Origin of the sequence: Guyparkeria sp. WRN-7 (assembly GCF_001641825.1) — a bacterium.
Classification (GTDB): Bacteria; Pseudomonadota; Gammaproteobacteria; order Halothiobacillales; family Halothiobacillaceae; genus Guyparkeria.
Map to the genome: position 1 here is coordinate 235,133 of NZ_LRFH01000002.1, position 17,858 is coordinate 252,990.

The following is a 17,858-nucleotide window of genomic DNA, read 5'->3' on the forward strand; positions in this document are numbered from 1 at the left end:
TGCCGAACGCGATTGAGGAATCTCCCCCGCAATGACCGTCGGAATCCTGCTCATCTGCCACAACGATATCGGGGCCCAGTTGATCGAAACGGCCACCGACATGCTCGAACGCCTCCCCACGCGACTCGAGCACATCGACGTACGTCAGGATGACGACCCGATCGACCTGCTCAACGCAGCGCGCCGGCGTGTGGCGGACCTCGACGGCGGTGAAGGCGTGCTGGTGATGACCGACATGTACGGCTCGACCCCGTCGAACATCGCCCACCGCCTGCGCGACCAGCATCAGGTGCAGGTGATCTCCGGGGTGAACCTCCCCATGCTGGTCCGCGCCCTGAACTACCCGCGCCTGCCGCTGGCCGAGATGACGGCCAAGGCATGCAGCGGCGGTCGCGACGGCATCATCCAGGAAGGAGCCAGCGAGGGGTCATGAGCCAACCGGACACTGCCACCATCAGTCGCGATCTCACCCTGCGCAACAAGCGCGGACTGCATGCCCGGGCGGCCGCCCGCTTCGCGGCGACCGCCGAACGCTTCGAGAGCGACATCCAGGTTGCGTTCAACGGCCGCAACGTCAACGGCAAATCGATCATGGGACTGATGATGCTCGCCGCGGCCTGCGGCAAGACCATCACGGTCAACGTCACGGGCAACGATGCCCACGAGGCAGCGAACGAGATCGCCGATCTCGTCGATGCCCGTTTTCACGAATCCGAATAACGAGAGACACGAGAGCAACGATGCAACGCAGAGGCAATCAAGCGAAAGACAGCTACGTCGGGCTGGACAAGGACCGGGACGGCGGCATGACCTTCCTCGGTCGCCTGGTGCTGGATGCCCGGGTATTCGGCCTGATTCCGGAAGACGAGACCTGCGAGGGCTGGGAGCTGGGCCGCATGCAGGGGCTGGCCGATCGCGTCAACGCCGAATGGGACAAGCACGGCGGCGGCATTCCGAGCCTGCTGCCCGACGACCTGCGCGCCCGTCACGCCAAGCTCTACGACGAGCAGATGAACAAGGCACGCAAGGAAGGCTGGGATCCGGACGCCAACATGGAGGAGGACTGACCTCCCTGCCCGGCGCGCAAGCCAAAACAAAGAAAGGCCGCCCCGTCGATGACCGGGCGGCCTTTTTCATTGCACCCGGCCGGGACGCGCGCCCGGCCGGGGACGGCAATCAGCCAGCCATGCGGGCGAAGACCCGGTCGGCCGCCTCGATGGTGGCGTAGATCTCGTCCTCGCCATGGGCCATCGAGACGAAGCCGGCCTCGAACGACGACGGTGCGAAGTAGACACCCTCGTCCAGCATGCCGTGGAAGAAGGTCTTGAACGCCTCCTTGTCGCAGGCGGTGGCATCGTTGAAGTTGGCCACGCGATCCTTGTCGGTGAAGAACAGGCCGAACATGCCGCCGGCATTCTGGGCGATCATCGGGATATCGTGCTTCTTCGCCGCCTCGACCAGGCCGTCGCACAGCGTCTGGGTGCGGCGCGTGAGGACATCGAAGAATCCGGGCACGCGGATCAGCTCGAGCGTCTTCACGCCCGCAGCCATCGCCATCGGGTTACCCGAGAGGGTACCCGCGTGGTAGACCGGGCCCATCGGCGAAATCATCTCCATGATCTCGCGGCGACCACCAAAGGCACCGACCGGCATGCCGCCGCCGATTACCTTGCCCATGGTGGTCAGGTCCGGCTTGATGCCGTAGTGACCCTGCGCGCCACCCAGCGAGACACGGAAGCCGGTCATCACTTCGTCGAAGATCAGCACCGCACCGTACTCGTCGCAGACCTGGCGCAGGCCTTCGAGGAAGCCCGGCTCGGGGGGAATGCAGTTCATGTTGCCGACCACCGGTTCGACGATGATCGCGGCAACCTCGTCGCCCACTTCCTCGAACACCTTCTTCACCTGGTCGAGGTTGTTGTACTCGACCGTGGTGGTCAGGTCGGCGAACGGCTTGGGCACGCCCGGCGAGCTCGGCACGCCGTGAGTGAGCGCGCCGGAGCCGGCCTCGACCAGCAGCGAGTCGGAATGGCCGTGGTAGTTGCCCTGGAACTTGACGATCCGGTCACGGCCGGTGAAACCGCGTGCCAGACGGATCGCGCTCATGGTCGCCTCGGTGCCCGAGGACGTCAGCCGCACCATGTCCATCGACGGCACCAGCTCGCAGAGCAGGTCCGCCATGCGGGTCTCGCTGACCGTCGGCGCGCCGAAGGAAAGCCCGTCCTTGGCCGCCTCGCGCACCGCCTCGATCACCTCCGGGTGCGCGTGGCCGAGGATCATCGGCCCCCAGGAGCCGACATAGTCGATGTAGGGCTTGTCGTTTTCGTCAAAGAAGCGGGCTCCCTCGGCGTGCTTGACGAACACCGGGTCGCCGCCGACCGAGCCGAAGGCGCGCACCGGCGAGTTCACCCCGCCGGGGATGTGGGCCTGTGCCTTTTCGAACAGCTCGTGGTTGGATGCGGTCATCAAGAATTCTCCGGATCTTCGCTTTTCTGAATGGTTTCGGTCGGGACGGTCGCCGCCGTATGGGCCATTGCGTCACAGAGGGCCTCGGCAGCGACACGGATGTCGGGGGCGGCGAACACTTCGCTGATCACCGCGATCATGTCGGGTCGGTGCGGCATCAGTTCGCCGACGTTCGCCGCCGTGATGCCACCGATGCTGCAGACCGGCCGGTCCAGCCGCTCACGGGCCCAGCCGAGAACGTCGGCCGGCGCACCGGGCGCATGCGGCTTGGTCGGCGAGGGAAACATCGCGCCGAAGGCCAGATAGTCGGCACCCTCGGCGGCCGCCTGCTCCGCCCGCAGCCGGTCAGCATAGCAAGACACACCGATGATCGCATCGAGCCCCTCGGCGGCGAATCGGGCACGGGTTTCGGCGAGCGGCGCATCGTCACGACCGAGGTGAACGCCGGAGGCACCCACCTCGATCGCGAGTGCCACGTCGTCATTGACGATGAAGGGACAGCCGTGACGACGGCACAACTCGGCCAGCGCCGCCGCCTCGTCGCGGCGCCTTCCCACCTCGTCGCTCTTGTCACGGTACTGCACTATCCGGGCACCGCCAGTGATCGCCTCGCTTACCGCCTCGACCAGCGACTCGCGCTGAAAACGGCGGGTATCGGTGATCACGTACAGGCCAGTCAGGTCGTCCCGGGTCATTGTCTCGCTCATCGTGTTTGGCTGTGCTCCTCTGCCAGCCGTCGTGCACCGGCAAGGCCCAGATTGCCGTCCGGCACCACCCACAGCGGCATGCGACCGAGCATGGTCGCAAAGCGGCCCTTGTCGAGAAAGCCCTCCAGCGTGTACTCACGCAGGAACGGCAGGATATAGCCGACGATGGCACCGGCCAGAAACACCCCGCCCGTCGGCAGTGTCTTCAATGCCAGATTGCCGGCCTCGGCCCCCAGGATACGGGCGAACATCCGGCAGGCGATCACCGCGCACTCGTCCTCCCCCTGGCCGGCCCAACGGGTGATCAGGGCATTGGCATCGCTGGTCTCGGCGAGGCGCTGATCGGCATCGGCCGCCGGCCGGCCCAGACCAGCCTGTCGAGCGAAGGCATATAGGGAAGAAAAGCCGTCACCGCTGAGGATGCGTTCATAGCTGACATGCCCGCCGAAACGGCCGCGCAGGAAGGTCAGCAACGCGGTCTCGCGATCGTCGTTGGGGGCGAAGTCACAGTGCCCGCCCTCGCTCGGCATCGGGCAATGGCGCTCGCCATCGTGGAAGAACACCGCCTCGCCCAGACCGGTACCCGGCGCGATGATCGCCGCGTGCCCCGACCCGATATCCGCCTCCGGGTTGAGGTTGACGCGCTGATCCACCGGGCTGGAAAGCGCTCCCATGCCCACCGCGATCAGATCGTTGGCCAGATGCACGTTGGCCCCGCCCAACACACGACTCAGCTCGTCCGCCGACACCGTCCACGGCAGGTTGGTCGCCTGCACGCGAGCTTCCCTGCCCTCGCCGCGAACCGGGCCGGCCACGCCGAAGGCCGCCGCGTCGATCGTGCCGAAGCGGCTTGCCTGAACCTGATCCAGAAAGGCGCTCAGCAGTGTTGGGAAGTCGGCATGCTCGCGACTTGCGAGCGTCCGCTCGACCTGCGCATCCGCCTCGCCCGGCTGGTACAACAACAGCCGCGAGCGCGTCCCCCCGATATCACCAGCGAGAATCATTCCCCGGCCCTCTCCTCTTGTGATGGTTCCACATCGGCCCGAAGCAGGTATTCCAGTGCCGCGGTCACCCAATCGGCCACCGACGCGGGCGGCAGACGGTAGAATGCCTGCCAGGCATCCGCGCGTCGTTCGTCGTAACGCTCGGCTTCCTCGGGGTGCTCGTCGAGCCAGGCCAGCCGTACGGCGTAGCCGGTCAGCACGTCGAGCACCAGCGGTTCGGCGATCGACAGTTCCGGCGTGCCCGCCGTGATTTCCGACAGCGTCGCCAATGTCTCGATACACAACTGACGATACTCCGGGGCCTCGATCCGGTTCAGGCGGTGCTCGACGGCCAGGGCGAAGTTGTGCTCGCCGGCGGTGTACTGCCCACGATACAACTGGCTGTCGATCACGCTACGCGCATCGAAGCGGTTGCCGATCACCAGCGCCGGAACATGCCCCAGCAGTTGCCAGACACCCCGATAGAAGTCCTCGGGCAGACGACTCATCGCCCCCTCGATCTGACGGCGCTGGTACCAGTCCATCCGCCGGTCCTGGTCGACCGTTTCGGGAAGCAGCGCATCGATACGGTGTTCCTCGGCCCTTGTCAGGGAGACGCTTCCCCCATCCTGTCGGTGAAGCGCCTCGAGCCGTCCGGGATGACCCCGCCAGGCGATTGCCTCGCGCAGGCGCTGGCGCAGCATGTGCGGCGGCATGGCGACCAGATCGTCAAGCGCCCGCGACGGATCGACACGTGCTTCACGGACCTGCAATGCCACCAGGATCTGCAGCAGCGGCCCGGTGCGCAGGGTGATGACGTTGTCGAACAACGCCGGCTCGGCGCGCAGCCAGGCACCCAGGTGGATCACCATCTCCTGCGTCAGCGCCCGCTCGCGCCAGTCATCGCCGCAATAGGCCGCGATGCGCTGCAGTATTTCCTGGTTGGACACCGGCACATCGATCACCGCCCGGCGCGAATACGAGCGCCCCACCGCGACGCGCTTCTGATGGACGATCAGATCCATCATGGCCACCTCGAGGAAGGCATCGACCACCCCAGCCATCTCCGCGGCCTTGCGCATGAGCCGCCAGGCACCAAGGGATTGCGCGACACGAAACACCCCCTCGCGGTGGCCATCGAGGTCTCGACTGACCCCGTTGGCGTCGATGAAGCGCTGATCGGCAGACAGGTCGGACCGGCCCAGCCGGCCCAGGACCTCCAGGCGCTCGTCCAGCGCCTGCGCATGAGCATAGGCCTGCAGTAGCTGTTCGAGCGAAGGCGTATCGCCCAGCTGCTCCTCGAGTGCCGCCACATCCCCGTTGAGTTGCCAGTCGACCTCGGGCAGGGGCGCAGGTGGCTCCCACGTCGGCAGGGGGCCGGGCAGACAGCGGTGCAGGACAGACGCGTCGAGATCACCCAGCGAACCGAGGCGAACCGGCACCCCATCGACGAGACCGCTGACCAGTTCATCGCGGCAGAAGGCGACAAAGGCTTCCCCGTCGGGCTCGGCAAGCATCCAGTCCGCCACCGGCACCACGAACAGCGGACGCGCGGGACTGCGCCATTGTCGAGCGAGATAGCCGATCGCGGTACGCATCTCGTGCACCAACAGCTGGACGTCTCGCCCCAGCAGGAACGTCCGGGTATCGAACAGTGCCGGGATCAACGCCCGGCTCTCGTCGGCCGAATCAATCATGGCGGCAGTCGCCAGCCCCAGCAGCCGCCGTCGTGGTCGACCACCGAGGCCGAGTCGCCCGTTGCCTCCCAGCGAGGCCAGCCGTTCGATCAGCACGTCTGCGGGAATCGCGCCCGGCACCGCCCGGTCCCGCATTTCCACCGGGGCGACGCCGGCCGATCCCAGTCGCGCCATCGCGTCGGACGATTCGGCCAGCAGGGCGACACCCACTTCGGCCGGGCCGTTGCCTGCCGGCCGGGCATGCCGACCGAGGGGATCGATATCCTCCGGGACAATGCGCTTCGTGCACAGCAGGCGACCGACCACCCAGAGGCTTTGCGCCCACACCAGCGGCCGGTTGGCGTTGGCCAAGCGTCGGCTCGAGCCGGGCTGTTCGCGTTCGGCGTCGATCGACTCGGGAGGCACGTAGTAGAGCTCCGGCAACGCCGGCTGGGCGTTCTCGCACACGGCCAGCTCCCGTAACCGCCGACCGTAGGACGCCGCCGCGGACCGGTCGCCGGCAAAGCAGGCGTTGATCTGCCGATAGGCGATGAACAAGGGCCACTCGCACTCGATCCGGGCGAAGGCCTCCAGCTCCTCGGGTTCGTAATGAAGCTTGTTCTCGTCCTCGATCGCGGTCTGGTGGCCGTCACGCAGGAAGCGCTTGTAGCCGTAACGACCGGCAAGCCGCTCCTCGATACGATCGCTCACCTGTGCGGCGAGGTCCTCATGCGCCACGGCGAAGGCCGGATAGCCAATCACCGCCAGTAGCGCGGAATCGATCTCCTTGGAGGCCGATTCGCGGGGCAGGATCGCCTCGAGGCACTGGGCGACCCGGACGATGTCATCGGGAACGACGTGCAGGCGGGTGGCCTCGTCACCCCGCTCGCCGAACAGGTCGAAGCCGTCGGCCGCTTCCAGCGCGGCGAGCACCATCCCCAGCGAGCTGGCATTGAGCTCGCGCACGCCGATATTGATCTTGTTGCCCCGCTCCCAGATGCCGTAGTCAGGCGTGACGTAGGCACGCGACAGATACCAGACCAGGTTCTGGACGAAGTCGACCTCGTCGCGGCTCTGAACGATGGTCAGCCCGCCGGCGGTCATCTGCATCAGCATCAGGAGAAACAGCGAGGTGGCATCCAGCTGCAGATGCCCCCACTCCTCGTCGCCGACCACCGCCTCGCCCGTCGCGGTGTCGTACTTGGCGTGCAGGGCGTCGATCGGATCGAGACTGTGCTTGAAGCGCTCGACCCGATCGGACTGACGCATCATGGCCTGCAGCAGGCCACGCATGTTGCGCACGACGGCCTGCTCGAGTTCGAAGGCGCGCGCAGACTGCCCTTCCCGCCGGCAGGCAATGCCGAGTGCCCAGGGGGCCAGAATGCTGTAGACGTTGTCGCGCACCCAGGCATCGGTGTAGTCGCCATGGGCGGTGACGGCGGTGCTCGCCGGCAACAGGCCGGTGATCGGGTGCTGTCGATCGAGGATATGGCGACGCACCTCCGCGAACAGGGCGTCGAGCGACGCCTCGTCGCGTTCGGCGAGGTCGGGAGAAGACGGTCGGCCAGTCGTCATGTTGGATACCGGGTGGTCTGACGGCCCGGCTGGCCCGGGCCCCACGCTCAGTATGGAGTCGTTATGCGCTTTCGGCCAGTGGGGCGAGCGAGCGCGGCCTCAGTGCCGGGTGGATTCCGGCGGCTCGACGCTGGCGTTGGTCAGCAGCTGCTCGACGTCGACCCGGTCGAAGCGATACAGGCTGCCGCAGAAGTCGCAGTGGATCTCGATCAGCCCGGGCGGGGTGTCCTCGCTCGCCAGCGTCGCGTCGAGCTCCTCCCGGCCAAGTCCGGCCAGCATCTGACCCACCGCCTCTCGACTGCAGCCACAGCTGAAGGCGACACGGGCGACGTCATGGATACGCAGGGCGTCCTGGTGAAACAGTCGGTGCAGCAGCTCCGGCGCCGTGACCGCACGCATCTCCGCCTGCCCTTTCTCGCCGACCAGCGTGTCCACCAGCTTGCCGACATGCTCGAAACCTTGGGCCGACGGGCCGCGGGCCGGCACGATCCCGCCGGTTTCCGGCATCTGCTGGACGAGCATCCCGGCGGTGACCTCCCGATCGGCGGAGAGGACCAGGCGGGTCGGCAGTTGCTCGGATTGCTGGAAATAGCCCTCGATGGCGTCGGCCAGTGACGCCCCCTCGATCGGTACCAGTGACTGGTAGCGCGTACCCTCGTCCGGTTCGATGGTCAGCACCAACTGGCCACGGCCGAGCAGCGCCTCCAGTCCCTCGCCGGCCTGTGCCAGCCGTTCGTCGTCCCACTTCGCCATGCAGCGGAAGCGGCGGTCCGAGCTTACCTGCACCACCAGCAGGTTGATCGGACCATGACCGGCGAACTGCAGGATCAGGCGACCTTCGAACTTGAGGCTCGCCACCATCAGCACCGCCCCGGCCACGGCCTCGCCCAGGAGTGCGGCCACCGCCGGCGGGTAGTCGTGATTCTCGATCGCCGCCTGCCAGGTCGACTCCAGGCGCAGCGAGACACCCCGCACCAGCCCGTCCTCGAACGAGAAACGGAACAGCTCGTCGCCCTGCGGCAGGTTGTGCCAGTCGATCGATTCCTGCGTGTCAGTCATGCCGGCCTCCGGAAAAGGGGGAGCGTCGGGTCACTCGCCGTCGAGACGACGCTTGAGCACCTCGTTGACGGCCTTGGGGTTGGCCTTGCCCTTGGCGGCCTTCATCACCTGACCGACGAAGAAGCCGAACAGCTTGTCCTTGCCGCCCCGATAGGCCTCGACCTGCCCGGGGTTGGCCTCGATCACCTCGTCGACCATCGCCTCGATCGCGCCGGTATCCGAGATCTGCTTCAGTCCGCGCGCCTCGATGATCGCGTCGACCGAACCGCCCTCCTCGGCCAGGGCTTCGAAGACCTCGCGGCCGAGCTTGTTCGACAGCGTGCCATCATTGATGCGCTCGAGCAGATCGGCCAGCTTGTCGGCCGGGACCGGACACTCGCCGATCTCGAGCTCGAGCCGGTTCAGCAACGCGGCGACCTCGCCCATCACCCAGTTGGCGGCGAGCTTGGCATCGCTGCCTTCGCGGGCGATCACGGCCTCGAAGTACTCGGCGGTCGCCCGGCTGGAGGTGAGCACGCCGGCGTCGTAGGCGCTCAGGCCGTACTCGGTCTGGTAACGGCCGGCCTTGGCGTCCGGCAGTTCGGGGAGCTCGGCGCGCCAAGACTCGATGGTCGCCTCGTCCAGCTCGACCGGCAGCAGGTCCGGGCAGGGGAAGTAGCGGTAGTCGTCCGCCTCTTCCTTGGTGCGCATCAGACGCGTCTCGTCACGGTCCGGGTCGTACAGGCGCGTGGCCTGCACCACCTCGCCGCCGGTCTCGAGCAGGTCGATCTGACGCTCGATCTCGAACTCGATCGCCCGCTGCAGGAAACGGAACGAGTTGACGTTCTTGATCTCGGTGCGGGTGCCGAATGCCTCGTCGCCCTCGGGGCGCACGGAGATGTTGGCATCGACCCGGAACGAGCCTTCCTGCATGTTGCCGTCGCAGATGCCCAGGTACTGCACGATCGCGTGGATCTTTCGGGCATAGGCGACCGCCTGCTCGGGACTGCGCATGTCCGGCTCGGAGACGATCTCGATCAGCGGCGTGCCGGCGCGATTGAGGTCGATGCCGGACATGCCGTGGAAGTCCTCGTGCAGCGACTTGCCGGCATCCTCCTCGAGGTGCGCGCGGGTCACGCGGATGGTGTGTTCGCGCGCCTTCTTGCCCTCGCCGGTGGTGATGGTCACCTCGCCGCCGACGACAATCGGGCGGGCCAGCTGCGTCGTCTGGTAGCCCTTGGGCAGGTCCGGATAGAAGTAGTTCTTGCGATCGAAGCTCGAGACCCGCGAGATGTCCGCGTCGATCGCCAGACCGAACAGCGAGGCCATGCGGACCGCGCCCTCGTTGAGCACGGGCAGCACGCCCGGCAGGCCGAGATCCACCGCGCAGGCCTGGGCGTTGGGCTCGGCGCCGAAGGCGGTCGACGCCCCGGAGAAGATCTTGGAACGGGTGGCCAGCTGGGCGTGGATCTCCAGGCCGATGACGGCCTCCCAGCCCGAAGGGATTGCGTATTGACTCATGCGTGCTGTCCTTACCCTTCGCGGTTGTCGTTGGCGGAGTCACCAGCGATCGACGGCATGCGCTCATGCCAGTCGACACGCTGCTGGTACTGGTGGGCGACGTTGAGCAGGCGGCCTTCGTCGAAGTGGCGGCCGATCAGCTGCAGGCCGACCGGGCGGCCGTTGACGAAGCCGGCCGGGACCGACATCCCCGGCAGACCGGCGAGGTTTACCGGGATGGTGAAGATGTCCTCGAGGTACATCTTGGCCGGGTCGTCGCTGTGCGCACCGCGATCGAAGGCCGGGGTCGGCGTGACCGGGCCGGCGATCAGGTCGCACTGGTCGAAGGCGCGCTGGAAGTGCTCGGTCACCAGGCGGCGGGCCTTCTGCGCGCGACGGTAAAAGGCGTCGTAATAACCGGCGGAGAGCGCGTAGGTGCCCACCAGGATGCGGCGCTTGACCTCCGAGCCGAAGCCTTCCGAACGGGTGCGCTCGTAGAGATCCTGCAGGTCCTTGGGGTCCTCGCAGCGGTAGCCGAAACGCACACCGTCGAAGCGCGACAGGTTCGAGGAGGCCTCGGCCGGCGCGAGCAGGTAGTAGGCGGCCAGGGCGATGTCGGCATCCGGCAGGTCGATCTCGACCATCCGTGCGCCGGCGGCACGCAGCTCGTCGATTGCCGCGGTGACGGCGTCACCCACCGCCGGGTCGAGCGCATCGGAGAACCACTGCTTGGGGATGCCCACGCGCAGGCCCTCGATCGACCCGTCGAGACCGGCGACGTAGTCCGGCACGGCCTCGTCGGACGAGGTGGAATCCTTCGGGTCGAAACCGGCCATCTCGCCCAGCACCAGCGCGCAGTCGGCAGCCGACTTGGCGATCACGCCGCCCTGATCGAAGCTCGAGGCATAGGCGATCATCCCGTAACGCGAGACGCGCCCGTAGGTGGGCTTGATGCCGGTCACGCCGCAGAAGGCCGCGGGCTGGCGGATCGAGCCGCCGGTGTCGGTGCCGGTGGCGAACGGTACCAGCCGGGCGGCGACCGCCGCCGCCGAACCACCGGAGGAGCCGCCGGGAACGGCAGCGGTATCCCAGGGGTTCGCCACCGCGCCGAAATGGCTGTTCTCGTTGGACGAACCCATCGCGAACTCGTCCATGTTCGCCTTGCCCAGCAGCACCGCGCCGCTCTGGCTCAGACGCTCGTGGACGGTCGAGTCGTAGGGCGCGACCCAGTCACCGAGCATGCGCGAGCCGCAGGTCGTGCGGGTGCCCTTGGCGCAGAAGATGTCCTTGTGCGCGTAGGGGATTCCGGCCAGCGGCCCGTCGGTCGATGCCGGCGCGTTTGCCTCGACGCGACTGATCAGGCTGTTGAGTTCGGGGTCGATCGTCTCGATACGTCGCTCGAAGGCCGCGGCCAGGTCATTGGCCGAGAGCTCGCCGGCGGCCAGCCAGTCCTTGAGCTGGGCGATCGAGGCGTTGATCAGCGCGGCATCGCCGCCTTGAGGTGAATCATTCGTGGACACGGAATGGGTTCCCCTGCCTTGAAGAAGATGATGAGTGGGCGTGTCGGTCGCGGCCGACCGGGACTATTCGATGACCTTGGGCACCAGGAACAGGCCGTTTTCCTGCGCCGGCGCGCCTTCCATCAGCGTGTCGCGCTGGTCGGTCTCGGTGACCTCGTCGGGACGCAGCCGCTGGGTCTGGTCGAGCGGGTGGGCCATCGGCTCGAGATCGTTGAGGCGCGGGTCGTCCAGCAGACGCGCCTGGTCGAGGATGGCATTGAGGTCCGTGCGCAGCGCCTCGGTCGACTCCGGCTCGACGGCGATCCGGGCGAGATGTGCCACTGCCTGCAACTGGTCATTGGTCAACGACATCGTCGTTACCCCTTCGGAAAGTCATGGTTTCTTGGTCAGAACACCCGGCCCGCTGACCGGGATGGCGGCCCGGCGAGGAACCTGTCGGCGGACCTCCTGTCGAAGGGCGCAAGCCGGGTTCCGCCGGAGCGCGGAAAATCAGGCGCGAAGCCTATCACAGGCCCGTCCGCCTGCCGAGTCGACGCGCTTGCTTGCAACCCGCCATGTTGCTACCTTAGCCGCTTATTTTACGCCACGTGGCGCCGGGTCGGATTGAGACCCGCAGGGCGCCCGGCAGGCGAAAACGGGAAAGGACTCAGGCACGGCCATTCAGAATCGAACGGCCCGCCACAACGGGGCCGACGCAATGGCCTTCCACCTCACACGCAGACATCACTCGGTTAATCCCCCATGTTCAAAGGTTTCCGCGGCATCTTCTCCACCGACCTATCCATCGACCTCGGGACGGCCAACACGCTGATCTACGTCTCGGGACGCGGCATCGTGCTCGACGAGCCCTCGGTGGTCGCCCTGCGGAATGATGGCGGTCAGACGGTCATCCAGGCCTACGGCAACGAGGCCAAGCAGATGGTCGGGCGGACGCCGAAGTCGATCCACGCCGTCCGCCCGCTGCGCGACGGGGTAATCGCCGACTTCCACGTCACCGAGAAGATGCTGCAGTACTTCATCAAGAAGGTGCACTCTTCCCACTGGTTCCGCCCCAGCCCACGCGTGCTGGTCTGCGTGCCGGTGGGCGCAACCCAGGTCGAGCGCCGCGCCATCCGCGAGTCGGTGCTCTCGGCCGGCGCGCGCCGCGCCTTCATCATCGAGGAACCGATGGCCGCGGCCATCGGTGCCGGCGTCGACGTCGACGAGCCGCGCGGCTCGATGGTGGTCGACATCGGCGGCGGCACCTCCGAGGTGGGCGTCATCTCGCTCGACGGCATCGTCTACTCCGCCTCGGTGCGCATCGGCGGCGACAAGTTCGACGAGGCCATCATCGCCTTCGTCCGCCGCCACTACGGCATCCTGATCGGTGAGGCAACCGCCGAGCGGATCAAAAAGGAGATCGGTGCGGCCTACCCGGGCAAGGAACTGCTCGAGATCGACGTCAAGGGCCGCAATCTGGCCGAGGGCGTGCCGCGCAGCTTTACCCTCAACTCCAACGAGATCCTCGAGGCCCTGCAGGAACCGCTGTTCGGCATCGTCCAGGCCGTGCGCGCTGCCCTCGAGCAGACCCCGCCGGAACTGGGCGCCGACATTGCCGAGCGCGGCATCGTCCTGACCGGCGGTGGCGCGCTGCTGCGCGACCTGGACAAGCTGATCATGGAAGAGACCGGTCTGCCGGTCGTCGTCGCCGAGAATCCGCTCACCTGCGTGGCACGCGGCGGCGGCAAGGTCCTCGAGCTGATCGACCAGCGGAACAACACCCTCTTCGCTGACGAATAACGGCGCCGACGATGGCGCTGTTCGATACCCACCGCCCCGGACTCAACACGCTCCTGGTGCTGGTCGTGGTCTCGATCGCCCTGATGAGCCTCGATCGCATCGGCACCCGTTGGGTGGGCCAGCTCGACCAGGGCATGGGCAGCGTCACCGACGGCATCATCGAGACGATCCATCAGCCGGTCGTCCTGGCCCGCTCCATCGGCCGCTGGTTCATCGAACGCAACGAACTCCACCAAGACCTGGACCGCCTGCGCGAAGAGAACACCCTCCTGCGTGGCCAGATGCAGCAATTCGTCTCCGTCAAGCGCGAGGTCGACGAGCTGCGGGCCCTACTCGACGGCGAAGCCAGTGACGTGCCGGCGGTCCTGCTTGCCCGCCGCATCGGCCACCCGCCGACTCCCGACGACAACCTCTTCACCATCGGCCGCGGCTTTGGCGACGACGTCCGTCCCGGCGACCCGGTGATCGATGCGCACGGCGTGGTCGGCCAGGTGCTGCGCAGCACGGCGACAGGCGCCACGATCATCGAACTGACCTCCCGCGATCACATTCTCTCCGTCGTGCTCGGTGACACCGGCCGCACCACCCTGCTGCGGGGCACCGGCACCGAGCAACTGGTGGCCGAGCGGGTCCCCGAGCGCACCCAGATCCAGGCAGGCGACCTGCTGACGACCTCGGGCATCGACAAGGCCTTCCCTCGCGGCTACCCGGTCGCACGGATCACGGCCATCGAGACCGACGAGGCCCAGGGGTTCATCCGGGTGATCGCCGAACCGGTTGCCGACCTGGCGCGGATCGACTACGTGCTGGTAGTCACCGAAGCGCCCGATGCCGACACGTCACCGGCCTCGGGATCAACGGAGACGCTCGACCAGCCGACGGTCGCGCCGGTGCAGGCGGACACGCAGGAAACGGAGGCGGGGAATGGCGACTAGCTGGTTCTCGATCGTCTTCACCAGCCTGGTGGCACTGGCACTGGTGCTGATTCCGCTGCCGGAGGCCGTGCAGGTTCACAATCCGCAGTGGCTGTTGCTGGTGGTAATCTTCTGGTCGCTATACCGGCCGGCCCAGGCGGGGCTGCTCTACGCCTGGGTCGCCGGCCTGATGCTGGATGTGGCAACCAACGGTCTTCTGGGCCTTAATGCCCTGATGTTCACGCTGACCGCCTTTCTTGTGCTTTCCCTGCGCCAGCGACTCGGCGTCGCGCCACTGCTGTCACAGGCACTGCTGGTGGCCGGCTTCACCCTGATCTACCTGATGGTGTCGCTCTGGGTCGAAGGCGTGGCAACCGACCTCGTCTCCATGGCCACCTACCTGTCGCGGGCACTCTCCAACCTGGCCGCCTGGCCGGTGATCTACTTCCTGCTCAGCCGCATTGCCAGCGTGGCCGAGCGCTAGGCTCAGCCTAGCAGCACGCCGGCCCAGACCACGGCGGCGACGATGATCGCCATCAGTACCGCCGCGGAACCGACATCCTTCGCGCGCCCGGAGAGCTTGTGCCGATCGGCACCGATCCGGTCAACGACATTCTCGATGCCGGTATTGAGCAGCTCCACCATCAACACCTGCAGCACCACGGCAACGAGCAAGGCGCGCTCGAGCGCCGTCTCACCGACGAACAAGGCGGTCGGCGCGGCGACCAGCACCACCAGCACTTCCTGCCGGAAGGCCTCTTCCTTGCGCCAGGCAGCGCGCAAACCCTTCCACGAGTAACGCAGTGCCACCCAGACATGGGCCAGGCCGTGTCCCCGATCGGATGCCATCTTGTCGATTCCTCGCCGCGTCAGTCGGTCGCCTCGAGCATGCGGCCGTACTCGTCCGGGCTCATCCACTCGGCCGGATCGTTTTCCATGCGGATCTTGAGTATCCAGCCCTCGTCGAGCGGATCGTCGTTGATCAGCTCGGGGCTGTCCTCGAGAGCCTCGTTGATCTCGAGCACCTCGCCATCGACCGGGCAAAGCACGTCTGACGCGGCCTTGACCGATTCGAGCGTGGCGCAGGGAGCGCCCTCGGAGACTGCCTGACCCACGTCCGGCAGGTCGGCGAAGACCACGTCACCAAGCATTTCCTGACCCTGCTCGGTGACCCCCACGGTCACCACGTCATCTTCGATCGTGTACCACTCGTGGGTTTCCCCGTAGCGCCGATCCTGCCGAATGTCCATGGGCGACTCCTTCTTTACGTTGGGCGAGTAATCAGGCCCGCGATTCTGGCACAAACCGCCGGCCTTCTCGATTGCCCGGCAAACCGTGACTGCGGCAAATGCCGCAGCCAGTGGGCCATCTGCCCCGATCCGACGCACGCCAGAGACGACCAATCAACCACTTGCCGCTGGCCCGTTTCCTGCTCTACCGGATCGAAATCATCGGCCAACCACCAGAACATCGAAGGATGACCACCGCATGACAGTCAGCCGCCCGCTCCACCGCCCCAACCTCCTGCACGTCTCGATCCTCGCCGGTCTGATGACCGTGAGTCAGGCCGCCGTCGCCGAGGGACTGGAAACCATCCTGATCACGGCACCCGGCACGGGCTCGCCCTCGTCCGCCAGCCCGGTCACCCTGACCGCCGAGGAGAGCGCCCCGCGCGCCGACCTGGCCGAGGTGCTGCGGGACATCAGCGGTGTCACCGCCGGTCGCATGTCGGGCCATGGGCTGGACCCGATCATCCGCGGCCAGCGCGAGCATCAGCTCAACGTGCTGCTCGACGGAGCAGCGATCGCCAACGCCTGCCCCAATCGCATGGACCCGCCGACCAGCTTCGGCGACCTCGCCGGCTACGACGCCGTCGAGGTGCGCAAGGGCGTGACCACCCTGACCCGCGGGCCGGGCGGCAGCGGCGGCACGGTCGAGCTCACGCGCAATACCTTCGAACGCGCGGCCGAACCCGGCATCCAGTCACGCTTCGGTTTCGCGACCAGCAGCAACGGCCTGACCGACCAGACCAGTGCCGACGTGTTGTTCAGCAACGGCAATGCCTACGGCCGGGTCATCGGCCAGATCGCCAACGGCGAGAACTACGAGGACGGTGACGGCAACGAAGTGCCCTCCTCGTTCAAGCAGCGCAGCGGGACGATCATCGGTGGTTACCGCGTGAGCGACGAGACCGGCATCGAGGTGTCCGTCGACCGCAACCGCATGCTGGACACCCGCTACGCCGGCACCGGCATGGACTCGGTGTTCGACAACGCCACCATCTACCGCCTCGACGGTCGCCTCGGCGACCTCACCGGCGCGGTCGACGCCGTGCGCCTGGAGCTCTCGCGCGCCAACGTCGATCACCTGATGGACAACTACAGCCTGCGCGAGCTGACCGCGCCGATGCCGATGGAGGCCCCGGCCCAATCCCACACCACCACCGCGCGACTGACGGCCACCTCGCGCATCAACGCGGTCGAATTCGATTACGGGCTGGATTTCGAGCGCGTGCAGCAGAACGCTGAGGCGGTCAACGCCATGAGCGGCATGCGCATGTTCCGCCAGTGGCCGGACGGCCAGGCGGACCAGGTCGGCGCGTTCGTCGAGGGCGACTGGCGCCTGAACGAGGATGACTCCCTGCGTGCCGGGCTGCGGGTCGACCGTTTCCAAAGCGAGATCGACACCACGCTCGACAAGAGCATCGCGACCCACATGATGGTCCCGGCCGAGGTCCGCGCCGCGGCGGCGGACTCCAAGAGCGACACCGAGTTCGGCGCCCTGCTCCGTTACGATCACCGCTTCGGCTCGAATCTGGACGGCCACGTCGGCATCAGCCGGACGGCGGTCGCCCCGAACCTGACCCAGAAATACATCACCCTGCTGATGAACGGCATGCTCGCGAAGGTGGGCAACCCGAACCTGGATCCCGAAATCCACAACCAGGTCGAGGCCGGGCTTGCGTGGCGTGGCGAGCGGCTGGAAACCAACGCGAACGTCTACGTCGACCAGGTCGAGGACTACATCCTGCAGGACCGCCAGATCGCCGGCCTGATGCCCATGACCACCAGCTATCGCAATGTCGATGCGCGCCTGATGGGCGGCGAGCTGGATCTGCGTTACGCCCTGACCGACTGGCTGGCGACCGAAGGCCAGCTCAGCTACGTGCGCGGGCGCAACACCAGCGACTCGCGCGACCTGCCGCAGATCCCGCCGTTGTCCGGCAACCTGGGCCTGCGTGCCGAGCGCGGCGCATTCGACGGCGCCGCGGTCGTTCGCTGGGCGGCCCGGGCCGAGGCGATCGATCAACAGAGCGGCCTCGATACCACCGAGACGGCCGGCTATGCCGTGCTCGATCTCAACGCGGGCTACGACATCAGCCGAAACTGGCGCCTGGAAGCCGGGGTCGACAACGTCTTCGACCGCAGCTACGCGCAACACGTCAACCGCGCCTACCGCAGCGTGTTCGGCGACCCGAGCGCACGCATCAACGAACCGGGACGCACCGTCTGGACGCGCCTGACCGCCACGTTCTGACCTGTTTTCACTCCAGACTGCCACGCTGCGGCGTGGCCTTGCGGCAGCCTCCCCGGCTGCCGTTTTTCTTTGTGCCGACCCGGCACTCACGACCGCGTACGGAAAAGGCCCCGGATCGTCGGTGCGACACGGGGCCTTCGGTATTGACTGCGACTTGGGCTTG

The 17,858-nt window shown here is 67.0% G+C and carries 17 protein-coding genes; 7 read left to right on the forward strand and 10 right to left on the reverse strand.

Translation table 11 applies throughout. The annotated features are described in order from the left end of the window. Window positions 1-31 precede the first annotated feature (31 nt). From AWR35_RS01275 to AWR35_RS01285, 3 genes are read left to right on the forward strand one after another with little or no spacing between them, the layout of a single operon-like run. Window positions 32-433 (forward strand): PTS fructose transporter subunit IIA, encoded by a 402-nt coding sequence (locus AWR35_RS01275; RefSeq protein WP_058574147.1) that lies wholly within the window; start codon window positions 32-34, stop codon window positions 431-433. Beyond that, complete coding sequence (locus AWR35_RS01280) at window positions 430-720, forward strand: HPr family phosphocarrier protein (RefSeq protein ID WP_058574148.1); 291 nt, start codon at window positions 430-432, stop codon at window positions 718-720. The genes AWR35_RS01275 and AWR35_RS01280 overlap by 4 nt, the downstream gene beginning before the upstream one ends. A gap of 20 nt (window positions 721-740) precedes the next feature. Beyond that, complete coding sequence (locus AWR35_RS01285) at window positions 741-1,067, forward strand: hypothetical protein (RefSeq protein ID WP_058574149.1); 327 nt, start codon at window positions 741-743, stop codon at window positions 1,065-1,067. 109 nt (window positions 1,068-1,176) lie between these two features. On the opposite strand, the gene hemL is transcribed toward AWR35_RS01285, so the two are convergent. From hemL to gatC, 8 genes are all read right to left on the reverse strand, one after another. After that, on the reverse strand, window positions 1,177-2,466 hold the full coding sequence (gene hemL / locus AWR35_RS01290) for a glutamate-1-semialdehyde 2,1-aminomutase (protein WP_058574150.1): 1,290 nt from the start codon (window positions 2,464-2,466) through the stop codon (window positions 1,177-1,179). After that, window positions 2,466-3,173 carry a thiamine phosphate synthase gene (gene thiE, locus AWR35_RS01295; protein WP_082663828.1) on the reverse strand — a complete coding sequence of 236 codons (708 nt, stop codon included), beginning with the start codon at window positions 3,171-3,173 and terminating at the stop codon, window positions 2,466-2,468. Before thiE ends, hemL begins: the two co-directional genes overlap by 1 nt. Then, the gene (locus AWR35_RS01300) at window positions 3,170-4,177 is read right to left on the reverse strand and encodes a glucokinase (RefSeq protein WP_058574152.1); all 1,008 of its coding nucleotides are present in this window, start codon (window positions 4,175-4,177) and stop codon (window positions 3,170-3,172) included. The genes thiE and AWR35_RS01300 overlap by 4 nt, the downstream gene beginning before the upstream one ends. Next, the gene (locus AWR35_RS01305) at window positions 4,174-7,407 is read right to left on the reverse strand and encodes a glycoside hydrolase family 15 protein (RefSeq protein WP_058574153.1); all 3,234 of its coding nucleotides are present in this window, start codon (window positions 7,405-7,407) and stop codon (window positions 4,174-4,176) included. Before AWR35_RS01305 ends, AWR35_RS01300 begins: the two co-directional genes overlap by 4 nt. A gap of 99 nt (window positions 7,408-7,506) precedes the next feature. Then, the gene (gene hslO, locus AWR35_RS01310; RefSeq protein ID WP_058574154.1) at window positions 7,507-8,466 is read right to left on the reverse strand and encodes an Hsp33 family molecular chaperone HslO; all 960 of its coding nucleotides are present in this window, start codon (window positions 8,464-8,466) and stop codon (window positions 7,507-7,509) included. Window positions 8,467-8,496: 30 nt separating this feature from the next. Next, window positions 8,497-9,966, reverse strand: a complete 1,470-nt coding sequence (gene gatB, locus AWR35_RS01315; RefSeq protein ID WP_058574155.1) for an Asp-tRNA(Asn)/Glu-tRNA(Gln) amidotransferase subunit GatB — start codon at window positions 9,964-9,966, stop codon at window positions 8,497-8,499. An 11-nt stretch (window positions 9,967-9,977) separates the two neighbouring features. Next, entirely contained in the window at window positions 9,978-11,426 is a 1,449-nt protein-coding gene (gatA, locus tag AWR35_RS01320) for an Asp-tRNA(Asn)/Glu-tRNA(Gln) amidotransferase subunit GatA (protein WP_058574194.1), read from the reverse strand. Between the two features lie 102 nt (window positions 11,427-11,528). Next, on the reverse strand, window positions 11,529-11,816 hold the full coding sequence (gene gatC / locus AWR35_RS01325) for an Asp-tRNA(Asn)/Glu-tRNA(Gln) amidotransferase subunit GatC (RefSeq protein WP_058574156.1): 288 nt from the start codon (window positions 11,814-11,816) through the stop codon (window positions 11,529-11,531). A 390-nt stretch (window positions 11,817-12,206) separates the two neighbouring features. On the opposite strand from gatC, the gene AWR35_RS01330 reads away from it, so the two are divergent. The 3 genes from AWR35_RS01330 to mreD are packed head-to-tail and all read left to right on the forward strand — an operon-like array spanning window position 12,207 to window position 14,642. Then, window positions 12,207-13,244: a rod shape-determining protein gene (locus tag AWR35_RS01330; protein WP_058574157.1), complete on the forward strand. Its 1,038-nt coding sequence runs from the start codon at window positions 12,207-12,209 to the stop codon at window positions 13,242-13,244. 11 nt (window positions 13,245-13,255) lie between these two features. After that, window positions 13,256-14,179 carry a rod shape-determining protein MreC gene (mreC, locus tag AWR35_RS01335; protein WP_058574158.1) on the forward strand — a complete coding sequence of 308 codons (924 nt, stop codon included), beginning with the start codon at window positions 13,256-13,258 and terminating at the stop codon, window positions 14,177-14,179. Then, window positions 14,169-14,642 (forward strand): rod shape-determining protein MreD, encoded by a 474-nt coding sequence (gene mreD, locus AWR35_RS01340; RefSeq protein WP_058574159.1) that lies wholly within the window; start codon window positions 14,169-14,171, stop codon window positions 14,640-14,642. Before mreC ends, mreD begins: the two co-directional genes overlap by 11 nt. A 2-nt stretch (window positions 14,643-14,644) precedes the next feature. Here the strand turns inward: mreD and AWR35_RS01345 are convergent, their stop codons facing one another. Both AWR35_RS01345 and gcvH read right to left on the reverse strand, forming a co-directional pair. Then, the gene (locus AWR35_RS01345) at window positions 14,645-15,007 is read right to left on the reverse strand and encodes a diacylglycerol kinase (protein WP_058574160.1); all 363 of its coding nucleotides are present in this window, start codon (window positions 15,005-15,007) and stop codon (window positions 14,645-14,647) included. Window positions 15,008-15,027: 20 nt separating this feature from the next. Then, complete coding sequence (gcvH, locus tag AWR35_RS01350) at window positions 15,028-15,408, reverse strand: glycine cleavage system protein GcvH (protein ID WP_058574161.1); 381 nt, start codon at window positions 15,406-15,408, stop codon at window positions 15,028-15,030. Window positions 15,409-15,646: 238 nt separating this feature from the next. On the opposite strand from gcvH, the gene AWR35_RS01355 reads away from it, so the two are divergent. Then, window positions 15,647-17,695, forward strand: a complete 2,049-nt coding sequence (locus AWR35_RS01355) for a TonB-dependent receptor (RefSeq protein WP_058574162.1) — start codon at window positions 15,647-15,649, stop codon at window positions 17,693-17,695. Window positions 17,696-17,858: the final 163 nt, after the last annotated feature.